General features: G+C 30.7%; 8 protein-coding genes. 3 read left to right on the top strand and 5 right to left on the bottom strand.

The window, feature by feature from the left end:
* Window positions 1-511 precede the first annotated feature (511 nt).
* Window positions 512-2,779: a molybdopterin-dependent oxidoreductase gene (locus WC223_03650; GenBank protein ID MFA6923328.1), complete on the top strand. Its 2,268-nt coding sequence runs from the start codon at window positions 512-514 to the stop codon at window positions 2,777-2,779.
* An 11-nt stretch (window positions 2,780-2,790) separates the two neighbouring features.
* On the opposite strand, the gene WC223_03655 is transcribed toward WC223_03650, so the two are convergent.
* From WC223_03655 to WC223_03670, 4 genes are all read right to left on the bottom strand, one after another.
* A complete protein-coding gene (locus tag WC223_03655) occupies window positions 2,791-3,699 on the bottom strand; it encodes a DUF2279 domain-containing protein (protein MFA6923329.1) in 909 nt (302 codons plus the stop codon).
* 6 nt (window positions 3,700-3,705) lie between these two features.
* The gene (locus WC223_03660; GenBank protein MFA6923330.1) at window positions 3,706-4,290 is read right to left on the bottom strand and encodes a Maf family nucleotide pyrophosphatase; all 585 of its coding nucleotides are present in this window, start codon (window positions 4,288-4,290) and stop codon (window positions 3,706-3,708) included.
* Between the two features lie 81 nt (window positions 4,291-4,371).
* On the bottom strand, window positions 4,372-5,334 hold the full coding sequence (locus WC223_03665; GenBank protein ID MFA6923331.1) for a geranylgeranylglycerol-phosphate geranylgeranyltransferase: 963 nt from the start codon (window positions 5,332-5,334) through the stop codon (window positions 4,372-4,374).
* Between the two features lie 17 nt (window positions 5,335-5,351).
* Entirely contained in the window at window positions 5,352-5,873 is a 522-nt protein-coding gene (locus WC223_03670; GenBank protein MFA6923332.1) for an HAD hydrolase family protein, read from the bottom strand.
* A gap of 515 nt (window positions 5,874-6,388) precedes the next feature.
* Here WC223_03670 and argF point away from each other — a divergent pair.
* Complete coding sequence (gene argF / locus WC223_03675) at window positions 6,389-7,390, top strand: ornithine carbamoyltransferase (GenBank protein MFA6923333.1); 1,002 nt, start codon at window positions 6,389-6,391, stop codon at window positions 7,388-7,390.
* Between the two features lie 242 nt (window positions 7,391-7,632).
* Here the strand turns inward: argF and WC223_03680 are convergent, their stop codons facing one another.
* A complete protein-coding gene (locus WC223_03680; GenBank protein MFA6923334.1) occupies window positions 7,633-9,132 on the bottom strand; it encodes a glutamine synthetase family protein in 1,500 nt (499 codons plus the stop codon).
* A 141-nt stretch (window positions 9,133-9,273) separates the two neighbouring features.
* Between WC223_03680 and WC223_03685 the strand changes: the two genes are divergently transcribed.
* Window positions 9,274-15,351 (top strand): alpha-2-macroglobulin family protein, encoded by a 6,078-nt coding sequence (locus WC223_03685; protein ID MFA6923335.1) that lies wholly within the window; start codon window positions 9,274-9,276, stop codon window positions 15,349-15,351.
* Window positions 15,352-15,379 lie beyond the last annotated feature (28 nt).

The following is a 15,379-nucleotide window of genomic DNA, read 5'->3' on the forward strand; positions in this document are numbered from 1 at the left end:
ATTGCTACTAATGTTGATGTAAAGACGTTGTAAATCCTGCTACTGAAGAAGAACTTTCCGGTTCAATTTATGAAATGCCTGTAATAAATGTACTTGGTTCAAAAAATATTACTGATATGAAATATCCATGCAAACAAAAAAAGACAAATAAACAGCAATTAATTTCAACAACTTATAAAATTTAAACAGATGAAACGTATTATGGTTTAGGGTTATACCACAATTGATAATAAGCATGTTTTAACATGATAAAACAGAATGTTATTCGGAGATGCAAAAACAACAATGCAAAAATTAATTGCTGAAATTAAAAATATTTAAAATTTAAAAAACATCATACACCTAATCTTATGGTGATTATTTTTAAATATAGCTTTAAAAAATTAAGCTATAATTTTTTTCTAATAATTCAGTATTAATTAGAAATTAAATTTTAAATTTGTTGATATTTCAACTTTGTAATATGAAGTAAAAATACAATTATAATGATTCAATAAAAAAACTAAAACAAATGAACGAAGTAAATGTCTTCTTAAATGGGAAAAAACTTATAGGAAAAAAAGGGGAATCAATCTTAGAATTTGCAAATAGAAATGGGTATAAAATACCCACTCTTTGTTATGACCAGAGATTAGAACCATTCTCGTATTGTAAAATATGTGCAGTAGAAGTTAAAGGAATGAACGAACTTCAACCTGCATGCTCTACAATTATTGTTGAAGGAATGATTATTGAAACTGAAAGCGAAAACATTAAAAAATACAGAAAAAATTCATTAGAATCCATTGTTAGTAATTATTATGTTGGCGACGTGGAGAAAAGAAATGCGGATTTTTATAAAAGTGATTTAGTAAGATTAATAAATGAATACGGGGTTGATATAAAAAAATTTAAAACTAAAAGCAAAGAAAATAAAACTGATTTTAAACATCCGTTTATTAAAATTGATAATGATAAATGCATTTTATGTTCAAGATGTATAAGAATTTGTAATGAAGTAGCAGGAGCAAAAGCTATTAAGTTGGTTGAGAAAGGCAACGAAACTCTTGTTGTTCCGGCTATTGGCGAAAAACTTCAAGATTCAGTTTGTGAATCTTGCGGCTTATGTATTTCAACATGTCCTGCAGATGCTATTACAGAGAATGCTGCTTTTAAACTTATTGATGCTAAAATTGACGAAGATGAAACAATTTGTAATTATTGTTCTATAGGTTGTAAAATAAAAATACATCATAAAAATGGTTATGTAATGAGAATTACAGGAGCAGCTGGCGATATCAATAATGATGGTTCAATCTGCAAATTTCCAAAATTCGGATATAATTATTTTAATGATAAAAAAAGAATAATAAAACCACTTCAAAAAATAAATGGCAAATTTGAAGAAATATCATTCGATAAAGCATTTCAGCTTATAATAGAAAAAATTAAAAGTGTTAATGCTGATGAAAATGCTTTTTTTGCTGGTGCGCGTCTTACAAATGAAGAATTATATTTGATTCAAAAACTTTCAAGAGCTGCTGTAAAAACTAATAATATCGCAAGTTTTCATTATCTTGGCAGAGGAGAAAATTATTTCAGCAATATGTATGACAGTTTGCCTTTTGAACAAATAAAAGATTTGAAAAATGTTTTTTTGCTTGGAACAGAATTGAGCAAAGACAATCCTGTATTAGGATATATGATTAATAAATCAAAATTTAAAAATGATATAAAACTAACTGTTATTTCGAATAAGCCGAGTAGCTTGATGAAACCCAAAGCAGATGAGTTTATTCTGATAAAATCATATTATCATTTTATTAAAGCAATGAACCATTATCTGCTAAGCAATAATTTGGCAGAAACAAATTTTATCACAGATAATTGCTCTGGTTTTGAAGAATACAAAAAGAAACTTCTCTCCGAAAATTATAAAACTTTAGTGAAAGAATCGGGAGTAACCGATGAAAAAATAATTGAAGAAACTGCAAAATCATATTTAAAAGGATTGAACAGCGTGGTTGTTTTTTCAGAAAAAAATCTTTCAGCAAATGCAACTACTGCGTTGATAAATTTTTCACTACTGACAGGAAAGATGGGAAAAACAGCAAACGGAATAATTGCACTTAAAGAAAAAAATAATTCACAGGGATTGTTTGATATGGGAATTACTCCCGAATATGGAGTGGGTTATCAGTCGGTAAATGATGCAAATTACAAAATTCTTTTAAAGAAAAAATGGGAAGTAAATAATTTACCAGATAAAGTTTATGCAGACCAACTTTCGCTTCTTAATGAAAACAAAATAAAAAATCTGTTCGTTTTCGGCGAAGACCCTATCGGCTGTGCTGTTGATAAAAATGCCGTGAAACTTTTAATAAATAAAACAAAGTTTAAAGTTGTTCAGGATTATTTCATCACCGAAACCGTTGCTGAGGCAGATTTGATTTTACCAGCATCGTTGCCTGTTGAAATTGGAGGACATTTCACAAATACAGAAGGGTTTATTCAAAAATTAGATATTGTTTTTCAGAGTAAACCCGAAAAAAATTCATATAATCAAATTTATACTCTTTTAAATAAACTTGATGTAAAAACTGAAGTTGCTCCCGAAAACCTTATTCTCGAAACAGCATCATTATTAGAACAACCCAGCGAAACAGATGCAAGCGATAAGAAATATTCATTCATTAGCTTGGTAAAAGATAATGAAAATAGAATGTTTCATTATGGCTGCGATAATATTACAAAGCAGTTTGTAGAATATTTTAATAAAACTTTGGGATATAAAAATTAAAAATGCTACTGTTAAAAATATACTCCATGCAATTTAACTTTGTCAATTCTGTTAAATTCTATGGCAGGTGCAGGAAATTTAAGCAAGTTCAATGCCTGAAAAATGGTATTTACAAATTTCGATTTTGTTTTAATTCTTGATAAATCCAAATCCAAAGAAATATAATATTGGTGGTATCTTTCGTATATCGGTAGTATGCTTCCTTTATAATCATAAGGATTACTTGTAGCACCGAGCATTCCTTCGGCACCATAGCCAAATGAAACATTAAGCCATTTCGGAAATTTTGAATTTTTATTTAAAAATGAATATATATTACACGAAACCCAATATGTTTGTCCGTTATAATCTTTGAGCCAGTTTTCCTGCATATTTTTTCCGAGCAAATCCGGTCTGTATTTGGAATATTTCGTTTGATGAAATGACCATTTGCCGATAATTTTTTGTTCGTTCCATGCCAACTGCTGTGAAATAACGGCAAAAGAACCTAAAATATTTACAGTCATATCACCTAAAGAAAATCCCCAATGCTGTGAAAAACCATCGAGAATTTCAATGTTTGTCATGTAAACCGTGCCTATTAATCCACCAAGCCAGATTGCTTTTTTTCTTTCAAGTCCTGTCCAGTTAAAAAGTTTTATTCCATAAGTTCCGATATAATATGCAGTATAAAAATGCCCTAATTTATCAACCTGTAGCCACTCATTGTTATCATTAAAAAAATGAAATGATGATTTTGGATAATCTTTGTACCACAAATCATTCAATAAATACATTGATACTCCATAACCAACAACACAAGTTCCTGTGAGAAATAATAATCTTTTGGAATTATATTTATTTTGAGATTGAGATGAGTCAACCTGTGCTGAAGTATTGAGAAAATAAAGAGAAAATAATATTAAAATTATATTTTTCATTTTAATTTACTTGCAAAATTTAACAAGTTCTTCGTAAAGCTTATGAGTAGGCAAACCCATTACATTAAAATATGAGCCCTCAATTTTACTGATGCCAACAAAACCAAGCCATTCCTGTGCTCCATAAGCTCCGGCTTTATCATAAGGTTTATAATTGTCGATATAAAATTTTATTTCCTCTCTTGAAAGTTTTTTAAAATAAACTTTTGAAATATCATAAAAAGAAACTGTTTTATTTTTTGTTTTCAGGCAAACTCCAGTAATTACTTCGTGCATTTTTCCCGAAAGCTCAGAGAGCATATTAAAAGCATCAGTATAATTTTTTGGTTTGTTAAGTACTTTATTATTCAGAAATACCAATGTATCAGCTGAAATAAGAATAGTTTTATCATTTTTTATTTCATTAGCAAAAGTATTTGCTTTAAGTTCGCAAAGGTAGATGGGAATTTTTTCACGTTTGTATTCAGTTGGATATTTTTCATTAATTTCTTTAGTTTTTATTTTAAATTTTATTCCCATTCCCTCTAGCAACTGCTGACGACGCGGCGACTTTGAAACCAATATAAAATTATAATTTTTAAATAAAGTCATTGTTTAAAAAAGTTTGTAGTTTGTTGTTAGTTGTTTGTTTATTTGTTGATGTTTTTTTAACAACAAACCACAAACGTATTTTCAATTATTAAAAGGCCATATATGGAAAAGGGTAAAATGAAATACAACAATTGCAAAAATACCGGTAAACATAATAAGCTTTACTAAATTACTTGCATTGCTATAGTCCTTTCTTTTATTTGCTTTAGGAACAATATAAAACATTAAAATAAGAGGAATCTGGACGAAAATCATAAGATACCAGAACAAAACAAATAACCCCTCATCATAAATATTTTTTTGTGTAAGCACAATCAAAAGAAACACAATGCATGAAAAAACAAGTATTATTATTTCGGTATTTTTTATTCCTAATTTTATCGGTATTGTTTTGCATCCAATTTTCCTGTCGCCTTTTATGTCTTCAATATCTTTGATTATTTCGCGTATCAGATTTATAAAAAATGCGAAAAATGCAACAGCAAAAAGTCCTTTTTTTAAATCAGAAAAATTGAAAATAGTTATGTTATAGTTATTTTCTTTCATCGTTGAAATTTCAAAAAACCAAACGAGCAACGGCACAAATGCTGCATGCAATGAAATTATTATGTTTCCTATTAAAAAAGTTTTTTTCAGAGTTGTTGAATACCACCATAATAATATTATTGCAATTACATAAATCAATATTAATTTGAGATTTCCTGCAAGAATTGACAAGTAAACAGCAATAATAAAAGCAGCTGCATTTAAAACAAAATGCAGAAAAATAGCACGACTTCTTTTAATATGACGTCCCAGTATAATTTTATCGGGACGATTAATCCAATCGGCTTTAATATCAAAATAATCATTGATTATGTAACCAGCTGCAGCTATCATCATAGTTGATAGAACAAGTAAAAAGAAATTAAAATTATTCAGTTGAAGTTCGGTGTCGGTAAAATATCTGAAATATGGTTTCAACATACAATATCTCACAGTATATTGCGTCAACGCAATAATAAAAAGATTTTTATACCGTATAAGCCGTAAATAGTTTATCATTCAAAAAAAGTTTTCAGTTACCAGCAAAAAGCATTATCATTCATCCATTTCCCCTGTATTTTCAAAACCTGCTCAATTATATCCCTAACACAACCATCTCCTCCTTTTACTTCCGAAATATAAAGAGAAATTAACTTAATTTCATTTGCCGCATCCGAAGGACAGGCAGGTAATCCTGCCATTTGCATTGCCTTATAATCAGGAATATCATCTCCCATATATAAAATATTTCTTCGTTCCAGATTTTTATTTTTCATATATTTATCAAGCACTTCGCACTTGTTGCCGGTTCCCATAAAAATATCCTTAACTCCGATTCTTTCGAATCTTTTTTTTATCGAATCGGCTTTTGCTCCTGAAATAATACAAACATTATATTCATTCTTCACAGCAAGTTGAATGGCATATCCGTCCTTTGCATTCATTGTTCTTATTTGCTCTCCATCAGGCAAGGTTGATACATAACTACTTGCCAAAACTCCATCAACATCAAATACAAAAGTGTTTATATATTCCAATAATTTTCTGTAATTCTTCATTTTTAATTCACAATAGAGTTTATATGAGTTAATGTTATTTTATATTATTGTATTGGATTAGTGAAGCTGGAAGTTAGATGTTGGCTGTTTGAAATTTGCAATTTTTCTAACCTCGATTTTGTTACAATATTTCATGAATTTGTTTGTAATTAAGTTAACATATATAATGTCTAATATACAAAAAAAATTAATAAATATATAAATACGTAATTTTAACAAAGCAGTTTCGTTTATAAATAATTATTCATCTGTTTAAATTTTGTAAGTAATTGAAATTTCTGCTGTTAATTTGCTGTTTTGGTTAATAAACTTTTTTAGTTACTCACTCCCGCAAAAGCCAACCGCACAACCTGCTCGTGAATATCCATGCCTTACCTTGTTGAAAGCTGCACTCACTTTAATCATCTACGGTTTGTGCAACTTTTTTTGTTTGCATGGATATTTCATAAAATATTCCTAACGAAAAATTAAAAATTATTTATCTTTGTTTTTCTAAAAATTAAAACTTATAAGCTATGCCAGTAAATCTGAAAAACCGAAGTTTCCTGAAACTTCTTGACTTCACACCCGAAGAAATAAAATTTTTATTGAATCTTTCAATAGATTTGAAGAAAGCCAAATACTCAGGAATAGAACAGCAAAGATTAAAAGGTAAGAATATTGTCTTGATATTTGAAAAAGATTCAACTCGTACGCGATGTGCTTTTGAAACAGCGGCTCACGACCAAGGTGCTCATGTAACTTACATCGGACCTACGGGTTCGCAAATAGGAAAAAAAGAATCAATGAAAGACACAGCAAGAGTTCTGGGAAGAATGTATGATGGCATTGAATATCGCGGATATGCACAGGAAATAGCTGAAACGCTTGCAAAATACGCCGGTGTTCCTATATGGAACGGATTGACAAATGAATTTCATCCCACACAAATATTAGCCGATTTTCAAACAATGCTCGAACACATTGATAAACCTCTAAATAAAATTTCATTCTGCTTTTCTGGTGATGCCCGCAATAATGTCGGAAACTCTTTAATGGTTGGTGCTGCAAAAATGGGCATGGATTACAGAGCTGCTGCTCCCAAAAATTGTCAGCCCGATGAAAAGCTTGTTGCAAAATGTAAAGAAATTGCAAAGCAAACAGGTGCTAAAATAACGATTACCGACAATGTTGCTGATGCGGTAAAAGGTATTGATTTTATATATACCGACGTTTGGGTATCAATGGGCGAACCCGATAATGTTTGGGAAGAAAGAATTAAACTTTTAAAACCATTTCAGGTTAACAAAAAAATGCTTGATTTAACCGGTAATCCAAACGTAAAATTTCTGCATTGCCTGCCTGCATTTCATAACAGAGAAACTACAATAGGTGAACAAATTTTTCAAAAATTCGGATTAGACGGAGTGGAAGTAACAGAAGAAGTTTTCGAATCACATGCATCAGTTGTTTTTGATGAAGCTGAAAATAGGGTTCATACAATTAAAGCAGTGATGGTAGCAACTTTAGGGAATTAAATATAAAATTCTAAAACTTAAAATATCATTTAAATTGAAGTTATACTTTAAATGGCTCAATTGTTTAATTGTCAAATTGTTGTTTTAACTTAAGTAGTGTTTGCAAGAAAACTGCTGAATTATGATTTTCAAAAACAGGTATTTTATTGCAGGCAAATAGTTAATCGATTTTCCTCTGATAACTTTAATCAATAAAACGAGAAAGTTGTGGTTAATGAAGATATGATTAAAATGAATATGCTTTAAGCACAATGCAAATTAGTGTTCACCATTTTCTTGATTTCTTCGTGATTTCTGTATAATCTTTCGCTTAAATTTTTATCGTCATATGATTTAAGTTTCTGGATTATTCCATCAACTGTGCCTTTTGTAAAAATATTATCTTTTTGATATATGCTTCGCTGTTCATTCAGACAATCGGCAGAATCGCAACATGAAACAGGTAAATTTTTCAGTTTACTCGCTACATCGGCATGTTCATCTTTAAATATATTCACATTTACATATAACTTTTCGGCAAGCTTAAGTGCATCTTTCATTTCAATGCCATGTCTGATTGCAACTGAAAGTCCTGCAAGTAATAAATAAATATCAGCAGAACCATCAGGACAACGAAATTCAACGGTTTGTTTGTTAACAGCAGTTTGTAACTGTGTTTTATCCTGAGGATTTGCAATTTGTGCCATTTCATTTGAACCGAGCCATCCGAGAGGAACTCTTACGAGAACCGACCTGTTTCTGTCACCCCAGCAAATTGATGTGGGAGCTTCCTGATGAGGCACCAATCGCAAATATGATATTGGTAAAGTATTTCCAAATGCTGTAAGAGAAGGTGCCAAATCAAGAATTCCGGCAATAGATTTTTTTGCAATATCACTTAATTTGTTTCCTTCAATCATAATATTTTTCCCATCTTTGAGAAGGCGGTAATGTATATGTAATCCGCTTCCTGCTTTACCAACAGAAATTTTAGGAGTAAAACTAACAGTAACTCCATGTTTATATGCCAACATTCTTAATATCCACTTTGCCAATAAAAGATTATCTGCTGCATCTTCAACACTTGTAGGAGTAAATTCAATTTCATTTTGTTCATAAGAAATATCGTTTATGATAAAATTTCCTACTTCGGAATGTCCATACTTTATCAATCCTCCGGCTTGTGCAATTGCCTGCATTGCTTCGCATCTGAATTTTTCTGACTTTGCAAAAGGCATAGATTCATGATATCCTTTCTGTTCAACGGCAGCAAAATTTGGGTCTTTTTGCGAAATAACATAATATTCGAGTTCACCCATTGCCTGAAGCGTTAAACCGGTAGATTTCTCGAGAGCTTCATTTGCTTTTCTCATTACATAGTCCGAAGAACTTGCCAATGGCTGTCCATCTTTATCAAAATATGAACAAAGAATATCCAATGTCGGGATTTCGGAGAATGGATTTACAAAAGCAGTTCTGTAACGCGGCATAACGTATAAGTCACTGGAGCTGGCTTCAACATACGAAAACAAGCTTGAACCATCAACTCTTTCGCCGGTTGACAACAATTCATCTATATGTTTTTTGCTGTTAATATTAAAATTAAGTGTCTTCAATCTCCCATCACCGCCTATATATCTAAAGTTGAGCATTCTGATTTTACTATTTTCAATAAAATTCATTATATCCTGTTTAGTAAAATCATTCCTTGATTTATTAAGTTCCTTTTCTAAAAGGTTAGAATTCATTTCGTAATTTTCCATACTTATAAGTTTTTGCAATTGATTGCAAATATTGAAATAAATATTAAAAAAAACAAATCCCTTAAATTCGTTTTAATAAAAGTTGGTTAAATTTTTGATAATTGATACTTTTGTTGGAGATATAATAAAAAATAACTTCTTATGAAAAAAATATTTTTATTATTAACTTTTTTTTCAATAATTGTTTTTCCTGCTTTTTCAAATATGGTTAATGAAAATCCGAAATACGAAAAGCTATGGAAAAAAGTCGATTCTCTTTCAAAAAAGGGGCTTACCAAATCGGCTCTGGAAGAAGTTATAGTAATTTACAATATGTCAAAGAAGGGAAAAAATGCTCCTGAATTTGTAAAAGCGATAATCCATAAAATGAAATTTGAATCGGAAGCAGATGAAAAATTTTATGTTACTGCAATAAAAGAATTGCAAAATGAATGTGGGGAAAGTTTTTTTCCGATGAAGCAAATTTTACATTCGATATTAGCTGAAGTTTATTGGAATTACTATGAAACCAACAGATTCAAATTCGAAAGTCGCACTACAACTGTTAATTTTCAGCAAGATGATATTGAAACATGGGATTTTAAAAAAATTACAGAAGAGGTAATGATAAATTATAAACTTTCTCTTGAAAATACTGATGAGCTTAAGAAAGTTCAACTGAATATTTTTGACGAAATACTTCTTACTGAAAAAAATTCAAAAAAATTCAGACCAACGCTTTATGATTTTATTGCACATCGAGCTGTTGATTTTTTCATAAGTGAAGAACCAGATTTAATAAAACCGGCTTATAAATTCGAACTTGATAATAAAAATTATTTTTTACCGAATGAAAAATTTATAAATGAAGCTTTCCTGACCAAAGATACTTTTTCAATGAAGTACCATGCTGTTTTGCTTTTTCAGGATTTAATAAAATTTCATTTGAAAGATACTAATTGTGCTGCATTAATTGCTGCCGATTTAAAAAGATTGAAATTTGTTTACTCTCATTCTGTTTTGAAAAACAAGGATAGTATTTATCTGAATTCTCTTGTATCTCTTGAGAAACAATTTTCAGAAAATTTTTATTCAACTGATGTTTCTTATGAAATAGCAGATTTATATAAGGATAAAGGAGAATTATATAATCCTTTGAAATCGGAAGAAAATAAATGGAATCTCAAGAAAGCTTTTGAAATTTGCGAAGCAGCAATAAAAAAATATCCCGATTCCGAAGGAGCTGCAAAATGCAAATATTTGTTGGCTGTTATTCTTACAAAAAATATAGAATTAATTACTGATGATGCTATTTCTCCTGATAAATCGTCACTTGCGTATATTTCATATAAAAATATTCCTGAAATATTTTTCAGAATAATTAAAACTGATGGGAGAGATTATAAAAGAAACATAAGGAAAACAGGGGGTGTTGACTTTACCAAAAAATATATAAATGAAAAAACATTTAAAGAATGGAGCGTAAAACTTCCCGATGATAAAGATTTTCAGACACATTCGGTAGAAATGAAAATTCCAGATTTACCAATAGGTTTTTACGTGATTTTAGCCGGTACCGATAAAAATTTTAACACGAAAAACAATGCTGTCGGAATAAGCAGCATTTGGATTTCCGATATAAGTTATATCAACAGGAAAAACTCCGATGGAGGAAATGAATTTTATTTGCTCGACAGAACAGCCGGAACTCCTCTAAAACATGTACAAGCAGAAGTTTATTATGAGAGCTTCAGCTACGAAAAACATGAATATGAATATAACAAAGGAGAAACATACACTTCAAACAATGAGGGATATTTGGAAATGCCATCTTCGGATAATTATAGAAATTTTTATATCGAATTTTCTAAAGGTGATGACAAATTATTTAGCGATTTTAATTTTTATCAATACAAAAACAATAATAACTCTGATAGCTTAACCCGCATAAATACTATATTTTATACTGACAGGGCGATTTATCGCCCCGGGCAAACTGTTTATTATAAAGGAATAGTTCTCGAATCAAAAGGTGAAAAAGTATTGTTAAAAACGAATTACAAAACTAAAGTTGCATTTTATGATGTCAATTATCAGAAAGTTTCCGAAACGGATTTGGTAACAAATGAATATGGAGCTTTCGGCGGAAACTTCCCTGCTCCCGTTTCGGCTTTAAACGGAACAATGCACATTGCCAATGAAACCGGCTTGGTTTACTTTTCGGTTGAGGAATATAAAAGACCAAAGTTTGAAGTTAGTTTTTTGAAAATAAAAGGAAGTTATAAACTCGGCGAAACTATCACTGTCAAAGGAAGTGCAAAAGCATACTCCGGCTCAAATATTGATAATGCACTTGTAAAATACAGAGTTGTCAGAACTACACATTTTCCATATTACTGGAACTATCGTTATGATTACATTCCATATAATTCCGAAGAAATGGAAATTACAAACGGAATCACAAATACAAATGAGAATGGCGAATACACAATTAATTTCATTGCAATACCTGACCTTAGCATAGACAAAAAAAGAAATCCGCAATTTGATTTTAAAATTTATGCCGATGTAACAGATATTAACGGGGAAACACACTCTTCACAAGTGAGCATATCGGTGAGTTATAAATCGTTGATTGCTAAAGTCGAAATTTCTGAAATGCTTGATAAAAGCAGCAAAGCAAAAAATGAATTTAAAATAACAACAACAAATTTAAATGGAGAACCTGAGCTATCGAAAGGAAATATTTCAATTTACAAACTCAAGCAACCAGAAAGAATTTTCAGGGAACGCAAATGGAATAAACCCGATAAGTTTATTATGACAAAAGATGAATTTTATTCATATTTTCCAAACGATATTTATGATGATGAAAATAATATTTCAAAATGGGAAAAAGGAAATAAAGTTTTTAACTTGGATTTTGATACAAAATATGATTCATTGCTGAAGCTTGAAAATATTGATGCTTTTGAACAAGGTCAATATGTTGTGGAACTAAAAACAAAAGATAAATATGGCGAAAATGTTGAGTTTATATGTAATTTCACAATATATTCTTCAACAGAAAAATCTATTCCTGTAAATAAAATTGATTGGTTTACGGCAATTAAAAATAGCGGAGAACCCGGAGAAAAGGCAATATTTATAATAGGAACAAAAGAAAAAAATATTAACATTCTTTTTGAAATTGAAAACAAAAAGAAAATTATTAAAAAAGAATGGTTTGAGCTTTCCGAAGAACAGAAAACACTCGAAATTCCGATTACCGAAGATAATAGAGGTGATTTTTTCATTCATTTTTCTTTTATTAAAAATAACAGAATGTACAAGCATGATGAAAAAATAACTGTTCCACATACAAATAAAGAACTTGAAATAACTTATGAAACTTTCCGAAACAAACTTTTACCGGGACAAAAGGAAGAATGGAAATTGAAAATAAAAGGAAAAAACGGTGAAAAGTTTGCTGCAGAAATGCTTGCTTCGATGTATGATGCTTCGCTTGATGCTTTCAAACCTAATAAATGGAATTTTAATATATATCCTTCTTATTATTCATTTTTCTCGTGGAGAGGAGAAAGTTCATTTGGAACTGAAAAATCAAATTTTTATAATGAAGAATGGAATAATTATCCTTCTTTCACTGAAAGAAAATATGATAATTTGAATTGGTTCGGATTTTATCTTGGAGGACGACCTTATTATTCTTATGCTTCTTCGGTAGGTGGGAAAAGAGATTTTAGCGAAACAAAAACTGCACACCCTCTTGCGATGGCAAATATTAAAGATGAAGGAACAGTTACTGATGAAACTGTTTCAAAGAAAAAAAATTATTCTGACAAAAAAAACGTACCTGAAGAAAAATCAATTGATTTATCAAATGTGATAACCCGCAAAAACTTTAATGAAACAGCTTTCTTTTATCCTTTTCTGCAAACAAATGAAGATGGTGATGTGGTTATTTCTTTCACTGCCCCCGAAGCATTGACAAGATGGAAGTTTATGGGTTTTGCTCATACCAAAGATTTAAAATACGGATTTACCGAAAAGGAAATTATTACTCAGAAAGACCTAATGTTAATGCCAAATGCACCGAGGTTTTTGAGAGAAGGAGATAAAATTATTTTTTCTGCAAAAGTGTCAAATGTTTCATCAAATGATGTAAACGGCTCGGCGCAACTTACTTTATTTGATGCCACAACAATGAAGCCAATAGATTCACTTTTTAAAAATATAAATAATGTAAAGAGTTTTGAGACAAAGAAAGGACGGGGCACTGCATTAAATTGGGAACTGAGCGTTCCTCGGGAAATACAAGCAGTAATATATAGAATAGTTGCAAAAGCAAATGATTTCAGCGATGGTGAAGAAATGACAATTCCTGTTCTTTCAAACAGAATGTTAGTTACCGAATCGCTTCCTTTGCCAGTGAGAGGAAAACAAACAAAAGATTTTTCACTCACAAGTTTGCTTAATTCAAAAATTTCAACAACTTTAACAAATCATAAACTAACTCTTGAATACACTTCAAATCCTGCATGGTATGCTGTTCAGGCACTACCATATCTTATGGAATATCCCTACGAATGTGCCGAACAGATTTTCAGTCGTTATTATGCAAACAGCATTGCATCAACAATTGCAAATTCCAATCCTAAAATTAAAGCGGTTTTTGATAGTTGGAAAAATTATACACCTGATGCATTTCTTTCAAATCTTGAAAAAAATCAGGCGCTGAAATCAGTTATTCTTGAAGAAACTCCGTGGATGCTTGATGCAAAAGATGAAAATAAAAGCAAACAAAATATCGCATTGCTTTTCGACCTGAATAAAATGAGCGATGAATTAGAAAGAGCGATGAAAAAATTGCAGCAATTGCAAACACCAAGCGGAGCATGGCCCTGGTTTGCCGGTATGTCGGAAGATAGATATATTACACAACATATTGTAACCGGCATGGGACATCTTAAACGACTTGGAATAAAAAATATTTCCGAAGATAAAAATATCATGGAGATGACAAAAAAAGCAATTGAATACCTTGATAATTGCATTAAAAAAGATTACGAAAATATTTTAAAATATACAAAAAAAGAAGATTTAGATAAAAACCATTTGAACAGTTTACAAATACAGTATTTATATGCAAGAAGTTATTTTATCTATGATGTTGAAATATCAAAGAAAAACAAAGATGCATTTGATTATTTTAAAAGTCAGGCGAAAAAATACTGGCTTGATAATAACAAATATATGCAAGGAATGCTGGCTCTTACTTTTAACCGCATGAATGATAAAAATTTTGCAAACAACATTTTAAAATCACTTAAGGAAAAACTCATTTATTCGGAAGAAATGGGTGCTTACTGGAAAGACATGAATGCCGGCTATTATTGGTATCAGGCACCTATTGAAACACAGGCATTAATGATTGAAGCATTCGATGAAATTGCCAATGATGCAAAAACAGTTGAGGAATTAAAAATATGGCTGTTGAAACAAAAACAAACTCAAAATTGGAAAACCACAAAAGCCACTGTTGAGGCGTGTTATGCTTTGCTTTTGCGCGGAACGGATTTTTTGGCTGATGATGCTTTGGTAAAAATAAAACTCGGTAATATTGAAGTTGACCCGAAAAAAATTGATGATGTGAAAGTAGAAGCAGGCACCGGTTATTTCAAAACCTCATGGTCGGGAAATAACATAAAACCAGAAATGGGCAAAATAAAAATCAGTAAAACAACAGATGGAATTGCGTGGGGTGCTTTGTATTGGCAGTATTTCGAGCAGCTTGATAAAATAAAAATACAGGAGACAAATCTTAAAATCCAGAAAAAATTATTTATTGAACATAACACTCCAACAGGACCTGTGATTGAACCGATGAGCGAAACAAACAAATTGAAAATTGGCGATAAAATAATTGTAAGAATTGAAATCCGCACCGATAGAGATATGGAATATGTTCATTTGAAAGACATGCGTGCATCAGGCACCGAACCTATAAATGTTCTTTCGCAATACAAATATCAGGGCGGTCTTGGATATTATGAAAGCACAAAAGATGCTTCCACAAATTTCTTTATTTCATATTTGCCAAAGGGAACTTATGTTTTTGAATATCCTTTAAAAGTAACTCATAATGGCGATTTTTCAAATGGCATTACTTCAATTCAATGCATGTATGCACCAGAATTTACTGCACATTCGGAAGGAATGAGAATTAAAGTTGAATAAAAAAAATCTGAGATTAGAAGAATTATAT

This window comes from Bacteroidales bacterium (assembly GCA_041671145.1).
Classification (GTDB): Bacteria; Bacteroidota; Bacteroidia; order Bacteroidales; family JAHJDW01; genus JAQUPB01.

What these genes read in the sequence shown, in the direction of transcription:
- WC223_03650 (MFA6923328.1), top strand. Translation starts at nt 512, where the DNA reads ATGAACGAAGTAAATGTCTTCTTAAATGGGAAAAAACTTATAGGAAAA.
- WC223_03655 (MFA6923329.1), bottom strand. Translation starts at nt 3,699, where the DNA reads ATGAAAAATATAATTTTAATATTATTTTCTCTTTATTTTCTCAATACT.
- WC223_03660 (MFA6923330.1), bottom strand. Translation starts at nt 4,290, where the DNA reads ATGACTTTATTTAAAAATTATAATTTTATATTGGTTTCAAAGTCGCCG.
- WC223_03665 (MFA6923331.1), bottom strand. Translation starts at nt 5,334, where the DNA reads ATGATAAACTATTTACGGCTTATACGGTATAAAAATCTTTTTATTATT.
- WC223_03670 (MFA6923332.1), bottom strand. Translation starts at nt 5,873, where the DNA reads ATGAAGAATTACAGAAAATTATTGGAATATATAAACACTTTTGTATTT.
- argF (MFA6923333.1), top strand. Translation starts at nt 6,389, where the DNA reads ATGCCAGTAAATCTGAAAAACCGAAGTTTCCTGAAACTTCTTGACTTC.
- WC223_03680 (MFA6923334.1), bottom strand. Translation starts at nt 9,132, where the DNA reads ATGGAAAATTACGAAATGAATTCTAACCTTTTAGAAAAGGAACTTAAT.
- WC223_03685 (MFA6923335.1), top strand. Translation starts at nt 9,274, where the DNA reads ATGAAAAAAATATTTTTATTATTAACTTTTTTTTCAATAATTGTTTTT.